Source organism: Rhodococcus sp. IEGM 1305, assembly GCF_030058635.1.
Classification (GTDB): Bacteria; Actinomycetota; Actinomycetes; order Mycobacteriales; family Mycobacteriaceae; genus Rhodococcus_F; species Rhodococcus_F opacus_D.
Window position 1 is genome coordinate 14,379 of record NZ_JASHKX010000058.1, and the last position, 16,965, is coordinate 31,343.

At 67.3% G+C, this 16,965-nt stretch carries 16 protein-coding genes; all 16 read left to right on the forward strand.

Annotation, left to right across the window (positions count from 1 at the left end; translation table 11 throughout):
• Nucleotides 1-166: 166 nt before the first annotated feature.
• The 16 genes from argS to QM693_RS36105 all read left to right on the forward strand — a co-directional run bounded on the left by argS (nt 167) and on the right by QM693_RS36105 (nt 16,866).
• A complete protein-coding gene (gene argS / locus QM693_RS36030) occupies nt 167-1,819 on the forward strand; it encodes an arginine--tRNA ligase (RefSeq protein ID WP_283354686.1) in 1,653 nt (550 codons plus the stop codon).
• On the forward strand, nt 1,816-3,237 hold the full coding sequence (gene lysA / locus QM693_RS36035) for a diaminopimelate decarboxylase (protein ID WP_283354687.1): 1,422 nt from the start codon (nt 1,816-1,818) through the stop codon (nt 3,235-3,237). Before argS ends, lysA begins: the two co-directional genes overlap by 4 nt.
• Nucleotides 3,234-4,547 carry a homoserine dehydrogenase gene (locus QM693_RS36040; RefSeq protein WP_280783611.1) on the forward strand — a complete coding sequence of 438 codons (1,314 nt, stop codon included), beginning with the start codon at nt 3,234-3,236 and terminating at the stop codon, nt 4,545-4,547. The genes lysA and QM693_RS36040 overlap by 4 nt, the downstream gene beginning before the upstream one ends.
• Nucleotides 4,544-5,626 carry a threonine synthase gene (gene thrC, locus QM693_RS36045; RefSeq protein WP_005252945.1) on the forward strand — a complete coding sequence of 361 codons (1,083 nt, stop codon included), beginning with the start codon at nt 4,544-4,546 and terminating at the stop codon, nt 5,624-5,626. The genes QM693_RS36040 and thrC overlap by 4 nt, the downstream gene beginning before the upstream one ends.
• A 44-nt stretch (nt 5,627-5,670) precedes the next feature.
• A complete protein-coding gene (gene thrB, locus QM693_RS36050; protein WP_280783609.1) occupies nt 5,671-6,615 on the forward strand; it encodes a homoserine kinase in 945 nt (314 codons plus the stop codon).
• A gap of 328 nt (nt 6,616-6,943) precedes the next feature.
• Nucleotides 6,944-9,055, forward strand: coding sequence for a transcription termination factor Rho (gene rho / locus QM693_RS36055; protein ID WP_283354688.1), 2,112 nt, complete (start codon nt 6,944-6,946; stop codon nt 9,053-9,055).
• A 227-nt stretch (nt 9,056-9,282) separates the two neighbouring features.
• Nucleotides 9,283-9,525 (forward strand): 50S ribosomal protein L31, encoded by a 243-nt coding sequence (gene rpmE, locus QM693_RS36060; RefSeq protein ID WP_005252948.1) that lies wholly within the window; start codon nt 9,283-9,285, stop codon nt 9,523-9,525.
• Between the two features lie 91 nt (nt 9,526-9,616).
• Complete coding sequence (gene prfA, locus QM693_RS36065) at nt 9,617-10,696, forward strand: peptide chain release factor 1 (RefSeq protein ID WP_009474173.1); 1,080 nt, start codon at nt 9,617-9,619, stop codon at nt 10,694-10,696.
• Between the two features lie 53 nt (nt 10,697-10,749).
• Nucleotides 10,750-11,679, forward strand: coding sequence for a peptide chain release factor N(5)-glutamine methyltransferase (gene prmC / locus QM693_RS36070; protein WP_009474172.1), 930 nt, complete (start codon nt 10,750-10,752; stop codon nt 11,677-11,679).
• A complete protein-coding gene (locus tag QM693_RS36075; protein WP_011594474.1) occupies nt 11,676-12,332 on the forward strand; it encodes an L-threonylcarbamoyladenylate synthase in 657 nt (218 codons plus the stop codon). The genes prmC and QM693_RS36075 overlap by 4 nt, the downstream gene beginning before the upstream one ends.
• On the forward strand, nt 12,329-13,510 hold the full coding sequence (locus QM693_RS36080; RefSeq protein ID WP_005252952.1) for a glycosyltransferase family 4 protein: 1,182 nt from the start codon (nt 12,329-12,331) through the stop codon (nt 13,508-13,510). The genes QM693_RS36075 and QM693_RS36080 overlap by 4 nt, the downstream gene beginning before the upstream one ends.
• A 38-nt stretch (nt 13,511-13,548) precedes the next feature.
• Nucleotides 13,549-14,022, forward strand: a complete 474-nt coding sequence (locus QM693_RS36085; RefSeq protein WP_007300049.1) for a Cg1360 family ATP-synthase-associated protein — start codon at nt 13,549-13,551, stop codon at nt 14,020-14,022.
• Nucleotides 14,023-14,350: 328 nt separating this feature from the next.
• Nucleotides 14,351-15,133 carry a F0F1 ATP synthase subunit A gene (gene atpB / locus QM693_RS36090; RefSeq protein ID WP_005264492.1) on the forward strand — a complete coding sequence of 261 codons (783 nt, stop codon included), beginning with the start codon at nt 14,351-14,353 and terminating at the stop codon, nt 15,131-15,133.
• 86 nt (nt 15,134-15,219) lie between these two features.
• Nucleotides 15,220-15,465 (forward strand): ATP synthase F0 subunit C, encoded by a 246-nt coding sequence (locus QM693_RS36095; RefSeq protein ID WP_005252955.1) that lies wholly within the window; start codon nt 15,220-15,222, stop codon nt 15,463-15,465.
• A gap of 7 nt (nt 15,466-15,472) precedes the next feature.
• Nucleotides 15,473-16,033, forward strand: a complete 561-nt coding sequence (locus QM693_RS36100; protein WP_105422742.1) for a F0F1 ATP synthase subunit B — start codon at nt 15,473-15,475, stop codon at nt 16,031-16,033.
• A 5-nt stretch (nt 16,034-16,038) separates the two neighbouring features.
• Nucleotides 16,039-16,866, forward strand: a complete 828-nt coding sequence (locus QM693_RS36105; RefSeq protein ID WP_198602282.1) for a F0F1 ATP synthase subunit delta — start codon at nt 16,039-16,041, stop codon at nt 16,864-16,866.
• Nucleotides 16,867-16,965: the final 99 nt, after the last annotated feature.

The following is a 16,965-nucleotide window of genomic DNA, read 5'->3' on the forward strand; positions in this document are numbered from 1 at the left end:
GAAGCTGAGGGCCGGGACTCAGGGCGACACCACTGTACTTTCCCACCCTGAGCGCAACCTGGGAGAGTGGCCGCCGCCACGCTCGCCGGCAGTCGCCGGGTCCGCGACGGGACTCGCGGCAAGGCGGATCACCGCCCGGGACGCGTTGGCCATAGGATGGATACCTGTGACTCCAGCTGACCTTGCCGAACTGCTCCGCGGAACCGCCGCGAAAGTGCTCGCCGAACGCGGACTCGACGTGTCCGTGCTTCCCGAAACTCTCACGGTCGAGCGTCCGCGCAATCCCGAGCACGGCGATTACGCCACCAACGTCGCGATGCAGGTGGCCAAGAAGGTCGGTACCAATCCGCGTGAGCTGGCCGGCTGGCTCGCCGAGGCGCTGACCGCGGCCGCGGGCATCGACAGCGCCGACATCGCGGGCCCGGGATTCCTCAACATCCGCCTGGCCGCCGACGCGCAGGGCGCGATCGTCGCGAAGATCCTCGAGGAGGGTGCCGCCTTCGGGGCCGGACACACGCTCGACGGCAAGAAGATCAACCTCGAGTTCGTCTCGGCCAACCCCACCGGCCCCATCCACCTCGGTGGAACGCGCTGGGCCGCCGTGGGCGACGCGCTGGGCCGGATCCTGTCCACCCAGGGCGCGGCGGTCACCCGCGAGTACTACTTCAATGACCACGGCGCCCAGATCGACCGGTTCTCCCGCTCGCTGATCGCGGCCGCCAAGGGCGAACCCGCCCCCCAGGACGGCTACGCGGGTGCGTACATCGCCGACATCGCCGCCCAGGTCCAGTCCCAGCGCCCCGACGTGCTGGAACTGCCCGCGGGCGAGCAGCAGGAAGTCTTCCGCGCCATCGGCGTCGACCTGATGTTCGCCCACATCAAGCGCACCCTGCACGAGTTCGGCGTGGACTTCGACGTCTACTTCCACGAGAACTCGTTGTTCGAGTCCGGTGCGGTGGAGAAGGCCGTCGAGACGCTCAAGGACTCCGGCAACCTGTTCCAGGAGGACGGCGCCTGGTGGCTCAAGAGCACCGACTTCGGCGACGACAAGGACCGCGTCGTCATCAAGAGCGACGGCAACGCGGCGTACATCGCCGGTGACATCGCCTACTTCCAGGACAAGCGCTCCCGCGGCTTCGACCTGTGCATCTACATGCTCGGTGCCGACCACCACGGGTACATCGGCCGGCTCAAGGCGGCTGCGGCCGCGTTCGGCGACGACCCCGACACCGTCGAGGTGCTGATCGGCCAGATGGTGAACCTCGTCCGCGACGGTGTGGCCGTGAAGATGAGCAAGCGCGCCGGGACGGTCATCACCCTCGACGACCTCGTCGAGGCGATCGGCGTCGACGCGTCGCGGTACGCGATGATCCGGTCGTCGGTGGATTCGAGCATCGACATCGACCTCGAACTGTGGACGAGCACCGGCAACGAGAACCCGGTGTACTACGTGCAATACGCGCACGCCCGCCTGTCGGCCATCGCCCGTAACGCCGCCGACCTCGGTATCGCGGTCACGGATCCCGACTTCTCGCTGCTCGTCTCGGAGCAGGAGGGCGATCTGATCCGCACCCTCGGCGAGTACCCGCGCGTCGTCACCAGTGCCGCGAATCTGCGTGAGCCGCACCGCATTGCGCGGTACCTCGAGGAGCTGGCCGGTGCCTATCACCGGTTCTACGGCGCCTGCCGGATCCTGCCCCAGGGCGACGAAGAAGTCGGCCCGCTGCACATCGCGCGACTGGCGTTGTGCGACGCGTCCCGGCAGGTCCTGTCCAACGGACTGGCCCTGCTCGGCGTCAGTGCACCGGAGCAGATGTGAACGCGCACCCCGCAGGTCCCAAGCACGCCGAACAGCTGCACGCACCCGGTCTGCCCGAACGTCCCGCCGACGCGGCCGCATTCGCCGCACTCTCTCCCGAGGTGTGGCCCCGCAACGCGCACCGCGCCGAGGACGGGGTCGTGAGCCTGGCGGGCATCCCGGTCACCGAACTGGCCGAGAAGTACGGCACCCCACTGTTCGTGGTCGACGAGGACGATTTCCGGTCCCGCTGCCGCGACATGGCCCGTGCGTTCGGGCCCACCGCCAAGGTGCACTACGCGTCGAAGGCGTTCCTGTGCGGCGAGATCGCCCGCTGGGTCGCCGACGAGGGCCTGTCCCTGGACGTCGCGTCGGGCGGCGAACTGGCGGTCGCCCTGCACGCCGGATTCCCGGCTGAGCGAATTGCCATGCACGGCAACAACAAATCGGTCGCCGAGCTGAACGCCGCCGTGTCGGCCCGGGTCGGGCACATCGTGCTCGACTCCGCCACGGAGATCGACCGCCTCGACAAGGTGGCCGCCGAAGCCGGTGTGGTGCAGGACGTTCTGATCCGCGTGACGGTCGGAGTCGAGGCGCACACCCATGAGTTCATCTCCACTGCCCACGAGGACCAGAAGTTCGGGTTCTCGCTCGCCGGCGGAAAGGCGATCGACGCGGTCCGCCGGGTCTTCGCCGCCGGCAACCTGCGGCTGGTGGGACTCCACAGCCACATCGGTTCGCAGATCTTCGACGTCGACGGATTCGAGTTGGCCGCGCACCGCGTGATCGGGCTGCTGCGGGACGTCGTCGCGGAGTTCGGTGTGGAGAAGACCGCCCAGATCTCGATCATCGACCTCGGTGGTGGCATGGGAATCTCCTACGTCCCCTCCGACGACCCGCCGCCGGTCGATCAGCTCGCCGCCAAACTCGGCGACATCGTGCGCAACGAGTCGGCGCTCGCCGGTCTGCCGGAGCCGACGCTGGCCGTCGAACCCGGACGCGCGATCGCCGGACCCGGCACGGTGACGCTGTACGAGGTCGGCACCATCAAGGACGTCACCGTCGGCGCCAACCTCACCCGCCGGTACGTCAGCGTCGACGGCGGAATGAGCGACAACATCCGTACCGCGCTGTACCAGGCGGAGTACGAGGCCAAACTGGTCTCGCGGGTCAGCGACGCGGCGCCGGTGGTGTCCCGTGTCGTCGGCAAGCACTGCGAGTCCGGTGACGTCGTGATCCGCGACACCTGGATGCCCGAGGACATCGACGCCGGCGATTTGCTCGCCGTCGCGGCCACCGGTGCATACTGCTATTCGATGTCGAGCAGGTACAACCTGCTCGCCCGCCCTGCCGTGGTGGCCGTGCGCGACGGACAGTCGCGCGTGATCCTCCGGAGGGAAACCGTGGAAGACCTGCTGAGCTTGGAGGTACAGGAGTGACGAGCGAATCGGCGCATCGCGCTATCGGTGTGGCCGTCCTCGGCCTCGGCAACGTCGGGAGCGAGGTGGTGCGCATCCTGCGGGAGCACAGCGAAGACCTCGAGGCTCGCGTCGGTGCCCCGCTGGAACTGCGTGGAGTGGCCGTGCGCCGCCCCGGCAAGGACCGCGGAATTCCCGAGGAGTTGCAGACCACCGACGCGGAGTCACTCGTGGCCCGCGACGACGTCGACATCGTCGTCGAGGTGATCGGCGGCATGGACCTGCCCCGCAAGCTGATCCTCTCGGCGCTCAACTCCGGCAAGTCCGTCGTCACCGCCAACAAGGCGCTGCTCGCCGATCACACCGGTGAACTGGCCGAGGCGGCGGAACTGCACAACGTGGACCTCTACTTCGAGGCCGCCGTGGCCGGTGCGATCCCCGTGATCCGCCCGCTCATCCAGTCCCTCGCCGGTGACCGGGTGAACAAGGTCGCCGGAATCGTGAACGGAACCACCAACTTCATCCTGTCGGCGATGGACGAGACCGGCGCGGACTACGCCGCGACCCTCGCCGAGGCCGGACGCCTGGGTTACGCCGAGGCCGATCCGACCGCCGACGTGGAGGGCTACGACGCCGCGGCCAAGGCGGCCATTCTCGCGTCGATCGCGTTCCACACCCGGGTCACCGCCGCCGACGTGTACCGCGAGGGGATCTCCAAGATCACCGCGGCCGACCTGACGTCGGCTCGCGCACTCGACTGCACGATCAAGCTGCTGTCCATCTGCGAGCGGATCACCACCCCCGAGGGCAAGGAGCGGATCTCCGCGCGGGTCTACCCGGCGCTCGTGCCGCTGGAACACCCGCTGGCCTCGGTCAACGGTGCGTTCAACGCCGTCGTCGTCGAGGCGGAGAACGCCGGGCGCCTCATGTTCTACGGCCAGGGCGCAGGCGGCGCCCCCACCGCATCGGCCGTGATGGGCGACCTGGTGATGGCCGCGCGCAACAAGGTGAACGGCGGCCGCGGACCCCGCGAGTCCAAGTACGCCAAGCTGAAGATCGCGCCGATCGGCGACATCCCCACGCGCTACTACGTCAACATGCAGGTGACGGACAAGGCCGGGGTCCTGTCGGCGGTGGCTGCCGAATTCTCGCAGCACGGCGTCAGCATCTCCACCGTGCGGCAGGAAGGCGCCGGCGACGGTGCCCGCCTCGTCGTCGTGACCCACGTCGCGACGGATTCTGCTCTGTCGGAAACCGTTGAGGCACTGAGCAAACTCGAATTCGTCACCGCTGTGACCAGCGTGCTGCGACTGGAAGGCACCGAACAATGACCGGCACCCGTAACCCCGTTCACACCCCCTGGCCGGGGCTGATCGAGGCTTACCGCGACCGCCTCGCCATCGGACCGAACTGGAAGACGGTCACCCTCCGCGAGGGCGGCACCCCGCTGCTGCCCGCCGGGCACCTCTCGGAGCTCACCGGTTGCGACGTCTACCTGAAGGTCGAGGGGCTCAACCCGACCGGTTCGTTCAAGGACCGCGGAATGACGATGGCCGTCACCGACGCGCTGGCCCGCGGTCAGCAGGCCGTCCTGTGTGCGTCCACGGGTAACACATCCGCTTCCGCAGCCGCGTACGCCGCGAAGGCGAAGATGACCTGTGCCGTGCTGGTGCCGCAGGGCAAGATCGCGATGGGCAAGCTCGCGCAGGCCGTCATGCACGGCGCGCGGATCATCCAGGTGCAGGGCAACTTCGACGACTGCCTCGAACTGGCCCGCAAGACCACCGCAGAGTTCCCCACGATCGGGCTCGTGAACTCGGTCAACCCGGTCCGTATCGAGGGCCAGAAGACCGCGGCATTCGAGATCTGTGACGCCCTGGGCAAGGCCCCCGACGTGCACGCGCTCCCGGTCGGCAACGCGGGCAACATCACCGCGTACTGGCGCGGGTACTCCGAGTACTACGCGGACGGACTCACCAGTGTGAAGCCCCGCATGCTCGGCGTCCAGGCCGCCGGTGCCGCACCGCTCGTCCACGGCGCACCGGTGAAGGACCCGGAGACGATCGCCACCGCGATCCGCATCGGTTCGCCCGCGTCCTGGAACGGGGCGGTCACCGCCAAGGAAGAGTCGCACGGCGCCTTCCGGGCCGCGACCGACGACGAGATCCTCGAGGCGTACCGGCTGATCGCCAGGACCGAAGGGGTGTTCGTCGAGCCCGCCTCGGCCGCGAGCGTCGCGGGTCTGCTCGCCGCCCGCAAGGAGGGCTGGCTGGACTCGGGCCTGACCGTCGTGTGCACGGTCACCGGTAACGGCCTCAAGGACCCCGACACGGCGCTGGCGGGTATGCCTGAGGTTCAACCGATCCCGGTCGATCCTGTCGCTGTCGCGTCGGCCCTCGAGCTGGCGTAGTGGTGGCGCCCACGCCCACCACACCGCAGGACCACACCGCTGCCATGACACAGACCCTCCCCACGGGCCTCACCGTGACCGCCCGCGTGCCTGCGTCGAGCGCCAACCTCGGCCCGGGCTTCGACACGCTGGGCATCGCGCTCGGGCTGTACGACGAGATCACCGTGACCACCACGGGTTCGGGGCTGAAGATCCGGGTCGAGGGCGAGGGTGCCGACGACGTGCCGTGGGGTCCGTCCCATCTCGTGGTCCGGGCCATCGAACGTGGCCTGGAAGCGGCGGGCGTGTGGGCCGACGGCCTGGATGTGGTGTGCCGCAACGCGATACCCCATTCTCGGGGGCTGGGTTCATCGGCCTCCGCCGTCGTCGGGGGACTGGCGGCCGCCAACGGCCTGGCGATCAAGCTCGACCCCGAACTCGGGCTGTCGCTCGATCAGCTCGTCCAGCTGTCGTCCGAATTCGAAGGGCATCCCGACAACGCATCGGCCAGCGTGCTCGGCGGCGCCGTGGTGTCGTGGAGCTGCGCGGGCGAGCAGACCGACGGCGCGCCCGCGGCCACCGACATCTACTCGGCCGTCGCGCTGAAGGTCCATCCCGCGATCCGCGTCGTCGCGCTGGTGCCGGGGGAGCGCTCGTCGACCGCCCACACGCGGGGTCTGTTGCCCGAGACGGTTCCCCACCGGGACGCGGCATTCAACGTCAGCCGCGGCGCCCTCGCTGTGGTGGCGCTCACAGAGCGTCCCGACCTTCTGATGGCGGCGACCGAGGACCGACTGCATCAGACGCAGCGCGCTCCGGCCCTTCCGCTCACGACGCGATGGATCGCCGTCCTCCGGAAGGCGGGTATCGCCGCCACCGTCTCGGGAGCCGGACCGACCGTCCTCGCATTGACCACGGAGCCTTTCCCCGTGGATCTTCGGGCGCAGGCCGAGGCCGAGGGGTTGCAGGTTCTCGAACTGGACGTGGCGGACGGCGTCCGGACCAGCTGACACGCCGTAGGGGCGTCTCCTTGCCCCTACGGTCGTTCACAGCTATCCTGGGCAATGTCCGTACATCGTGCGCATCAGACGCCGGTGCTTCACCAGGGCAATTACTCCAGGTCAATCGGGGTTGACGGCTCCTGGCACGATCCTCCGCACTATCTGTCGTGTAGGGATTGCGAGTACGCGCCTGTTTCAAAGGTGATGTGATGGCGGGCAAGCCGGCAGTTCTTCACATGCAACTACGTACGGCACATCCGAATTCGGTATTCGAAACCGAATTACGGGACGAACCCTCGACTCTGCGCAGCGCGAGTGAGGGAAGGAAAGGACCTCCGTGACCGATACGGACCTCATCGCCGCTCCTGTGCGCGCCTCCTCGGTGGATACCGTTGGCGCGCAGGCAGGCGACTCTTCACAGGCGTCATCGACCGCACCCGGCACCGGTGCAGTGACGGCCTCCACCAAGCGCGCCGAGGCGCGCCGGGGTGCCGGGCTGTCCGGAATGGTGCTCACCGAGCTCCGCACTCTCGCAGGTGAGCTGGGCATCAAGGGCATCTCGGGGATGCGCAAGGGCGACCTGATCGCCGCGATCAAGGAGCGTCAGGGCGGTTCTTCCGCCCCGGCCGCTGCCGCGACCGAAGCCGCTCCCCGGACCCGGGCGACCCGCGCGAAGCGCGAACAGTCCGCTCAGACCGAACTCGAAGTGACTCCCCAGGTGGAGACCACCGAGAAGGCCGCCGAGCCCAAGACGGCCGAACCCGCGACGGGCGACAGCGCAGCCGCCGACACCGACACCGCCGAGGGCGGCCGTCGCGGGCGTCAGCGCCGCGGATCCGCGCGTCGGGCAGGCGCACCCGAGCAGGGTGACCAGGGCGGCAACGCTCAGGACACCGCCTCGGCTACTGCCACCGACACGCAGCAGGCCGAGCGCAAGCAGGCCGACGACCGTCAGGATTCCGCCGAGAAGCCGGCCAAGCAGGACGGCTCCGGCGAACAGGGCGGCGACCGCAGCCGACGTGAGCGGGCCGGCGACCGCGGTGATCGTGGCGACACCCGTGGTGACCGCGGCGACCGCGGTGACCGCGGCGAACGCGGTGACCGGGGCGATCGCGACAACCGCGGTGACCGTGGCGACCGCAGCCAGGGCAACAACGGCCCGCGCACCAACGACAATCGCCCGGGCGACGACGAGGAAGGCGGTCGCGGACGCCGCGGACGTCGCTTCCGCGAACGTCGTCGTGGACGCGACCGCGGCGAAGGCGGCGGCGGCGACGCCCGCGAGACCGAGATCCGCGAGGACGACGTCCTGCAGCCGGTCGCCGGCATCCTGGACGTCCTCGACAACTACGCGTTCGTGCGGACCTCCGGCTACCTGGCCGGACCGAACGACGTCTACGTGTCGATGAACCTGATCCGCAAGAACGGTCTCCGCCGCGGCGACGCCATCACCGGCGCAGTCCGGGTCGGACGCGAGGGCGAACAGGGCAACCAGCGCCAGAAGTTCAACCCGCTGGTCCGCATCGACACCGTCAACGGTGGCGACGTGGAAGCCGCCAAGAAGCGCCCCGAGTTCGGCAAGCTCACCCCGCTGTACCCGAATCAGCGGCTGCGTCTGGAGACGACGCCGAACATCTTGACGACCCGTGTCATCGACCTGGTGATGCCGATCGGCAAGGGACAGCGTGCGCTGATCGTGAGCCCGCCGAAGGCCGGTAAGACCAGCGTTCTGCAGGCCATCGCGAACGCGATCGCGACCAACAACCCCGAGTGCTACCTCATGGTCGTGCTGGTCGACGAGCGTCCCGAAGAGGTCACCGACATGCAGCGTTCGGTGAAGGGCGAGGTCATCTCCTCGACCTTCGACCGTCCGCCGGGAGACCACACCTCGGTCGCCGAGCTGGCCATCGAGCGTGCGAAGCGCCTGGTGGAGGCGGGTAAGGACGTCGTCGTCCTCCTCGACTCGATCACCCGCCTCGGCCGTGCGTACAACAACTCGTCGCCGGCCTCGGGACGCATCCTCTCCGGTGGTGTCGACTCGACCGCGCTGTACCCGCCGAAGCGTTTCCTCGGTGCTGCGCGCAACATCGAGAACGGCGGTTCGCTCACGATCATCGCGACGGCCATGGTCGAGACCGGTTCCACCGGCGACACCGTGATCTTCGAGGAGTTCAAGGGCACCGGTAACGCCGAGCTGAAACTCGACCGCAAGATCGCGGAACGTCGTGTGTTCCCGGCCGTGGACGTGAACCCCTCGGGTACGCGTAAGGACGAGCTGCTGCTCAGCCCGGACGAGGCGGCGGTGCTGCACAAGCTCCGGCGCGTGCTCTCGGGTCTCGACTCGCACCAGGCCATCGATCTGCTGATCGACCGCCTCAAGAAGAGCAAGAGCAACATCGAATTCCTCATGCAGGTGTCGAAGACTGCTCCGGGCGCGATCGACGACTGATCGCGACCGAAGCGGGGCCCGGCGACTTTCGGTCGCCGGGCCCCGCTGTTTTTCCCCTCCAGAATCACCGTGGAACAAAACGCGGACCACCCGCGTTGACCACACCGCAAGCACAAATGCCGATTGGGATCGCGAAGCTGCGATCTGGCATACTGAGCGGCTGAGTCCGGTTCCGGTTCACGTCTTCGAACGGCGAAGGCGACCCGGCGACCATTGAAAGGGACACCATGAAGTCAGGCATTCACCCCAACTACGTGGCCACCACCGTGGTCTGCGGTTGCGGAAACACCTTCGAGACCCACAGCACCAAGGAGACCGGGCGTATCAACGTCGAGGTCTGCTCGCAGTGCCACCCGTTCTACACCGGCAAGCAGAAGATCCTCGACACCGGTGGACGTGTCGCCCGCTTCGAGGCTCGCTACGGCAAGCGCGCCGGCAAGGGCGCAGCCAAGGAATCTGCAGAGTCCTAGCTGTTCCGCCGACGCCCGTCCTGCGATAATTGCAGGCCGGGCGTCGGCTTTTTTGTGCCTATTCCCGAAAGAACGCAGAGCGGAGCGAATCATGGCAGGGACCACCCAGCCTTCGGCCATCGACGACATCCTGGCCGAACATGCCGGCCTGGAGCAGCAGTTGGCGGACCCGGCCCTGCACAACGACGCTTCTGCCGCCCGCAAGGCGGGCAAGCGATTCGCCGAGCTCGCGCCGATCATGGCGACATATGCCAAGCTCAAGTCGGCGCAGGACGATCTGGATGCCGCGCGCGAACTCGCTGCCGACGACTCCAGCTTCGCCGCCGAGGTGCCCGAACTCGAGGCGCAGGTCCTGGAACTCGACAAGGCCCTCACCGATCTTCTGGCCCCCCGCGACCCGCACGACGGTGACGACGTGGTGCTCGAGGTGAAATCGGGTGAGGGCGGCGAGGAATCCGCGCTGTTCGCCTCCGATCTGGCCCGGATGTACGTCCGGTACGCCGAGCGTCACGGTTGGCGTGTCGAGATCCTCGACGCGACCGTGTCCGATCTGGGTGGATACAAGGACGCGACGCTGTCGATCAAGTCGAAGGGTGATGTGCGTGACGGGGTCTGGGCACGACTGAAGTTCGAGGGCGGTGTCCACCGCGTGCAGCGGGTGCCCGTCACGGAATCGCAGGGACGCGTCCACACGTCCGCCGCCGGTGTCCTCATCTACCCGGAACCGGAAGAGGTCGAGGAGGTGCAGATCGACGAAACCGATCTGCGCATCGACGTCTACCGCTCCTCGGGCAAGGGCGGTCAGGGTGTCAACACCACCGACTCCGCGGTCCGTATCACGCACCTGCCCACCGGAATCGTCGTGACCTGCCAGAACGAGCGCTCACAGCTGCAGAACAAGGCCCGCGCCATGCAGGTGCTCGCCGCTCGGCTGCAGGCCGCCGCCGAGGAAGCCGCGGATGCGGAGGCGTCGGCAGGCAGGCAGAGTCAGGTGCGCACCGTCGACCGTTCGGAGCGCATCCGCACCTACAACTTCCCGGAGAACCGCATCACCGATCACCGGATCGGTTTCAAGTCCCACAACCTGGATGCGGTCCTGGACGGCGAACTGGACGCCCTACTGGACGCCCTGGGCAAGTCCGACCGCGAGGCGAGGCTCGCCGCGGAGTAACCGCGAAGCGGGACCCCGCCACCGGACGGCGAGCCGCGTGGCACTCTGTACCTGTGAGTCGCCTTCCTCTTCGCCTGGCCCTGATCGACGCAACCGCGCAACTCGACGAGGCCGGGGTGCGTAGCTCCCGTGCGGATGCCGAACTGCTCGCGGCCCACCTGCTGGGGGTGGAGCGGACCCGGCTCGGCCTCGTCCCGCTGGTCGACGAGTCGGTGATCGACGCGTACAAGAAGATGGTCGACCAGCGCGCCAAGCGGATTCCGTTGCAGTACATCCTCGGTACGGCCGCGATGGGGGACATCGACATCGAGGTCGGTCCCGGGGTCTTCGTGCCGCGTCCCGAGACGGAACTGCTGCTCGGGTGGGCGCTCGCCTTCCTCGGAAGCTGCGACCAGCATCCGCCGGTGGTCCTCGACCTGTGCACCGGCTCGGGCGCGCTGGCGCTCGCGATCGCCAACGCCCGGCCCGACGCAGTCGTGCACGCCGTCGAACTCGAACCGCACGCGCTCGCGTGGGCCCGGCGTAACGCCGACGCCCGCGAACAGGCAGGTGACGCACCGATTCGCCTGTACCAGGGCGACGTGACCGACCGGACGTTGCTGGCCGGGCTCGAAGGCGGCGTCGACCTGATCGTGGCGAACCCGCCGTACATTCCGGAGGGCGTCGAGCTCGAACCCGAGGTGGCCGACCACGATCCGCACAGCGCGCTGTTCGCCGGACCGGACGGCCTGTCCGTCATCAAGCCGATGATCTCGAACGTCGCCCGCTGGTTGCGGATCGGGGGAGCGGTCGGCATCGAACACGACGACAGTAACGGGGCCGACGTGGCGGCCCTGTTCGCGTCCCGCCGGGTGTTCGGCGAAGTCGCGGAGCACCCGGACCTCGCAGGCAAGCCGCGCTTCGTGGTCGCCCGGCGCGTCGCCACGGATATCGAGGCGCAGCGTGCAGGGGCCGTCACCGAGGGTGAAAGAATGGGCGGGTGAGTACCGTTTACGACTGTGGCCTTCCCGATTCACGCTCCGCCGGAATGAGTGCGGCCAAGAATGCGCTGAAGGCCGGGCGGCTCGTCGTGCTTCCCACGGACACGCTGTACGGAATCGGCGCGGACGCATTCGACAGCGAGGCCGTCGCCGCCCTCCTGCGGGCCAAGGGTCGCGGGCGCGACATGCCGGTTCCCGTGCTCGTCGGCTCGTGGAACACGATCGACGGACTGGTGTACAGCGTGCGTCCGCAGACGCGCGACCTCATCCGGGCGTTCTGGCCGGGCGGGCTGAGTCTCGTTGTGGAGCAAGCGCCTTCGCTGGCATGGGACCTCGGCGACACCCGGGGCACGGTCATGCTGCGCATGCCGCTGCACCCCGTCGCCCTCGAACTGTTGCGTGAAGTCGGACCGCTGGCGGTGTCGAGCGCGAACGTCTCCGGGCAGCCGCCCGCGACGACGGTCGAGGAAGCGCGCGAGCAGCTCGGCGGCTCGGCGAGCGTGTACCTCGACGGTGGCCGGGCGGAGCAGGGGCAGGCCTCGACGATCGTCGACCTCACCGGTGCGACCCCCCGGATCCTGCGTGAAGGCGCCGTGCCCACCGGCGATGTCGCCGACGTGCTCGGAGTGACGGCGGAGAGTCTGTCCGCCCAGTGAGTGCTGCCGAATCGGCTGGCGTGGCGCTGGCCCAAGCAGGTGGGGGCGCGGGTGTCCCGCTGCGTGAACTCCTGCTCGTCCTCTTCACCGCTGCGGTGGTCACCTACCTGGCCACCGGGGCGGTGCGGCTGTTCGCGCTCCGGTTCGGGGCTGTCGCCGTGCCGCGGGACCGGGACGTCCACGTCACCCCGACGCCCCGTCTCGGCGGGGTCGGCATGTATCTCGGCATGCTCGTCGCGTTGTTGTTCGCGCAGCAGCTACCCGCGCTCACCAGGGGATTCGAGTTCACCTCCGACATTCCCGCGGCCCTGGTCTCGGGGTTCGTGATCGTGCTGGTGGGGGTGGTCGACGACCGATGGGGTCTGGACGCGCTCACCAAGTTCGTCGGGCAGGTCACCGCGGCGGGCATCCTCGTCGTGATGGGTGTGAGCTGGTTCATCATCTACATGCCGTTCGGGGACGGCAGCACCGTCATCCTCGACCAGCTCCAGGCCGGTCTCGTCACCGTGGGTGTCGCGGTCGTGATGGTGAACGCCATGAACTTCGTCGACGGCCTCGACGGTCTCGCGGCGGGCCTCGGTCTGATCTCCTCGCTCGCGATCTGCGTGTTCTCGGTGGGGCTTCTGCACGATCAGGGCGGCGACGTCAGCGCGTATCCGCCCGCGCTGATCGCCGCGGCGCTGGCAGGTGCGTGTCTCGGATTCCTTCCGCACAACTTCCAGCCCGCCAAGATCTTCATGGGCGACTCCGGCTCCATGCTGATCGGTCTGATGCTCGCGGCCATTTCCACCAGCGCGTCCGGTCGCATCCCGCTGACCGCGTACGGCACCCGCGACCTGCTCGGTCTTCTCTCTCCGCTGCTCCTCGTCGGTGCCGTCATGTTCATCCCGATCCTGGACCTGCTGCTCGCCGTCGTCCGGCGGACCCGTGCGGGCGTGAGCCCGTTCAGTCCCGACAAGATGCACCTGCACCACCGGCTGCTGCAGATCGGGCACTCGCACCGCCGCGTCGTGCTGCTCATCTACTTGTGGGTCGGTGTCCTGGCGTTCGGCGCGGTCGGATCAGCCTTGTTCGACCGTCGCGTCGTCGTCCTCCTGGTTGCGGGAGGCCTCGTCTTCGCGCTGGTCGTGACGGCCGTCCCGTCGATTCGCGGACAGCAGCACGACCGTCGCGGCTGACCGGAGGGTTGCGGCGGACCGGCGAAGATCCACTACCCTTGGCGACCGTGACGTTCACCCCCGCCTCCGCCCCTGATCACACCGCGTCGTTGCGGGCTGCCGTCCGCTACGGAGTTCTCGGTCTGATCGTGCTGGCAGTGGTCGGCTCGATCATCGCATTTCTCGTCGCGGGCAAGCCCGGTCTGTACGGCGCTCTTCTCGGTGCGGCAGTCGGGGGAGGGTTCATCCTGTGCACCGCACTGGGTGTGCTGTTCACCGCGAAACTTCCGGCCTTGACGGCGGGAGCGGTACTGCTCGGTACGTGGTTGTTGAAGATGATCCTCGCGATCACGGTCCTGGCGATCCTCAAACCGCTCGACTTCTACGACAAGACAGCATTGGTGCTGGTCATGGTGCTGTCGCTCGTGATCGTGCTGGGAGCGGAGACGTTCGGAGTTCTGGGAACCAAGGCGCCGTACGTCGAGCCCACGCCGTCGGACGACGCCGGATCGCCGGAATCGGACGATAAGTAGTACTACGAGATGTAGTAAAATTGAATCGACCCGGACCCCGTCTACACAACGTCGTAGATGACTTGCTAAGGTCTGGGTCAAGCGAGAGCAATGAGAGTGCGAGTAAGTTACTCGCCGGTATTGCATGCTTGTAGGTGGCCCGCACTTTCAGGGCCGCCGAGTCGACGAGAGTCGCCGACACCGACAGACGCTGGACTCGAACAGTCCGCAGCAGCTGACGAATACGCGAGTCGAGCTTGTCGACTTGTTTGATCGTCAATGTCCGATCGAACCGCAGTCAACGAAGGCTGCGGACCGACTACGGGAGAGAACGCTGAGCGTCATCAACGTGGCTGCTGGAGAAGAATTCCACGCGCCTTCCCTGAACGACTTCTTCCCGCCCGCGGTCCTGTTCGAAGGGACTCCGTTCGAACTCGACCGCCTGATGCTGGTTCGCATCCTGCTGTCCGGACTGATGATGCTCTTCTTCGTCATCGCGATGCGCAGCCCGAAGATCATTCCGCGCGGTGTCCAGAACATCGGTGAGATCGCGCTCGACTTCGTCCGGATCAACATCGCGGAAGAGATTCTGGGCAAGGAGCAGGGCAAGCGCTTCCTGCCGGTCATCACCACCATCTTCTTCCTGGTGCTCGCCAGCAACCTCGGCAGCATCATCCCCTTCATCAATATCTCGCCGAACGCGCGAATCGGCATGCCGCTGGTGCTCGCCGCCCTGGCGTACATCGTGTTCAACTACGTCGGCATCAAGAAGTACGGCTTCTTCAAGTACGTGAAGAGCAGCATCGTGGTCCCCGGTGTTCCGCTTCCGCTGCACTTCCTGCTCGTGCCGATCGAGTTCATCTCGACGTTCGTCCTCCGGCCGTTCACCCTCATGGTTCGTCTCATGGCCAACATGCTGGCCGGCCACATCCTGCTGGTGCTGTTCTTCAGCGCCACCCAGTACTTCTTCTTCGTCTCCGGTGGCTTCCAGGCCGTGTTCGGTGTGGCCTCGCTTGCCGCCGGCATTGCATTCACCTTCTTCGAACTGCTGGTGATCTTCCTGCAGGCCTACGTCTTCGCGCTGCTCACGTCGGTGTACATCGATCTGGCGCTGCACGCGGATTCGCACTAGCACCACAAGTTTTCACGACCAGCTACACCAAGAACTGAGCCTCCCGCCGAATCCGGCGGAGGTCAACAGAAAGGGAACGGAACACCATGAGCCTCGCCTACCTCGCTCAGGAAGCTGTCCAGGAAACCAACTCGACGGGCTTCGGAGCCATCGGCTACGGTCTCGCCGCGATCGGCCCCGGCATCGGCGTGGGCATCGTCGTCGGCAAGGCGATCGAGGGAATGGTTCGCCAGCCCGAGATGGCCGGACAGGTTCGTACCACGATGTTCCTCGGTATCGCCTTCACCGAAGCCCTCGCGCTGATCGGCCTCGTCGCCGGCTTCATTTTCTAAGACCGTCATGGCAGCCAACATCGCATTGCTCGCGGCAGAGGAAGAGAGTCACAACCCTCTCCTCCCCGCGACGTATGACATCGTTTGGTCGATCGTCTGCCTGGTCATCGTTGGTTTCGTCTTCTGGAAGTACGTCCTTCCGATGTTCCAGAAGGTCCTTGCCGAGCGAACCGAGCAGATCGACGGCGGCATCAAGCGGGCCGAAGAGGCCCAGGCCGAAGCGAAGGCGGCGCTCGAGCAGTACCGCGCCCAGCTCGCCGAAGCTCGCACCGAGGCTGCGCAGATCCGTGAGGACGCGCGCACCCAGGGGCAGCAGATCATCGCCGAAATGAAGGCACAGGCTCAGGAAGAAAGCGACCGCATCGTGGCCGCCGGCAACAACCAGTTGGTTGCCCAGCGTCAGCAGATCGTCGCCGAACTGCGCGCCGATCTCGGCCGCACCGCGGTCGACCTCGCTGAGAAGGTCATCGGTGAGTCCCTCGCCGACGACGTCAAGCGGGCCGGCACGGTCGATCGCTTCCTGAACGAGCTCGACACCATCGGCGCAAATTCCGCAGCAGGGAAGTGAGCACCATGTACGCAGCGAGCCGTGAGGCCTTGACGCAGACCCGTGCTGCGTTGTCTTCGGCCTTGGGATCCGTCTCTGCCGGAGCAGCCACAGCGGCCGCGGCCCAGATCGGGGCCGAGCTGTTCTCGGTCGTCGAGATCCTGGACGAGCAGCGCACTCTCCGGAGTGCTCTGTCGGACACCTCGACGCCCGGGAACGTTCGCGAAGGTCTGGCCGAGCAGGTATTCGGTGGCAAGGTCTCGGCCGAGACCCTCGCCGTCCTGAAGGCGGCGGTGGGCCAGGACTGGTCCGTCACCTCCGACCTGCTCAACTCGCTGGTGCTCGTCGGTCGGGAAGCGCTGCTGAAGGCAGCGGCCGATCAGGGACAGCTCGACGCTGTCGAGGACGAGCTCTTCCGCCTCGGGCGCATCGTTGCCGGTGACCCGAAGCTCGAGCAGTCACTGTCCGACCGTTCCGTGCCGGCGAAGAGGAAGCGTGAACTGCTCTCCAAGCTGCTGTACGGCAAGGTCACCGCTGTCGCCGAGGCGCTGGCGACCCAGGCAGTGGGCCGGTTGAAGAACTCCGCACCCGCGGACGCCTTCGACGAACTGTCGAATCTGGCAGCAGCACAGCGGGAAGCAGTTGTCGCCAAGGTGCGCAGCTCTGCTCCGCTGTCCAGTGAGCAGTCGGATCGGCTGACCGCCACCCTCACCCGTACCTACGGGAAGCCGGTGACGGTTCACGTGGAGGTCGATCCTGAGCTCCTCAGCGGCTTGGTCGTCCGGGTGGGCGACGAGGTGATCGACGGCAGCGGCGCGGGACGTCTCGCAGCGTTGCGGAAGTCCCTCAAGTAGTCCGCAACCGAACCCCATACCCCAGATCTTTTCGAAGACCAGACACCGAGAGCAGGAAAAACATGGCGGAGCTGACGATCTCCTCCGACGAGATCCGTA

Coding starts and splice junctions, on each gene's coding strand:
- QM693_RS36100 (WP_105422742.1), top strand. CDS start 15,473: ATGGCAGCCAACATCGCATTGCTCGCGGCAGAGGAAGAGAGTCACAAC.
- thrB (WP_280783609.1), top strand. CDS start 5,671: ATGACACAGACCCTCCCCACGGGCCTCACCGTGACCGCCCGCGTGCCT.
- QM693_RS36095 (WP_005252955.1), top strand. CDS start 15,220: ATGAGCCTCGCCTACCTCGCTCAGGAAGCTGTCCAGGAAACCAACTCG.
- rpmE (WP_005252948.1), top strand. CDS start 9,283: ATGAAGTCAGGCATTCACCCCAACTACGTGGCCACCACCGTGGTCTGC.
- thrC (WP_005252945.1), top strand. CDS start 4,544: ATGACCGGCACCCGTAACCCCGTTCACACCCCCTGGCCGGGGCTGATC.
- QM693_RS36105 (WP_198602282.1), top strand. CDS start 16,039: ATGTACGCAGCGAGCCGTGAGGCCTTGACGCAGACCCGTGCTGCGTTG.
- prfA (WP_009474173.1), top strand. CDS start 9,617: ATGGCAGGGACCACCCAGCCTTCGGCCATCGACGACATCCTGGCCGAA.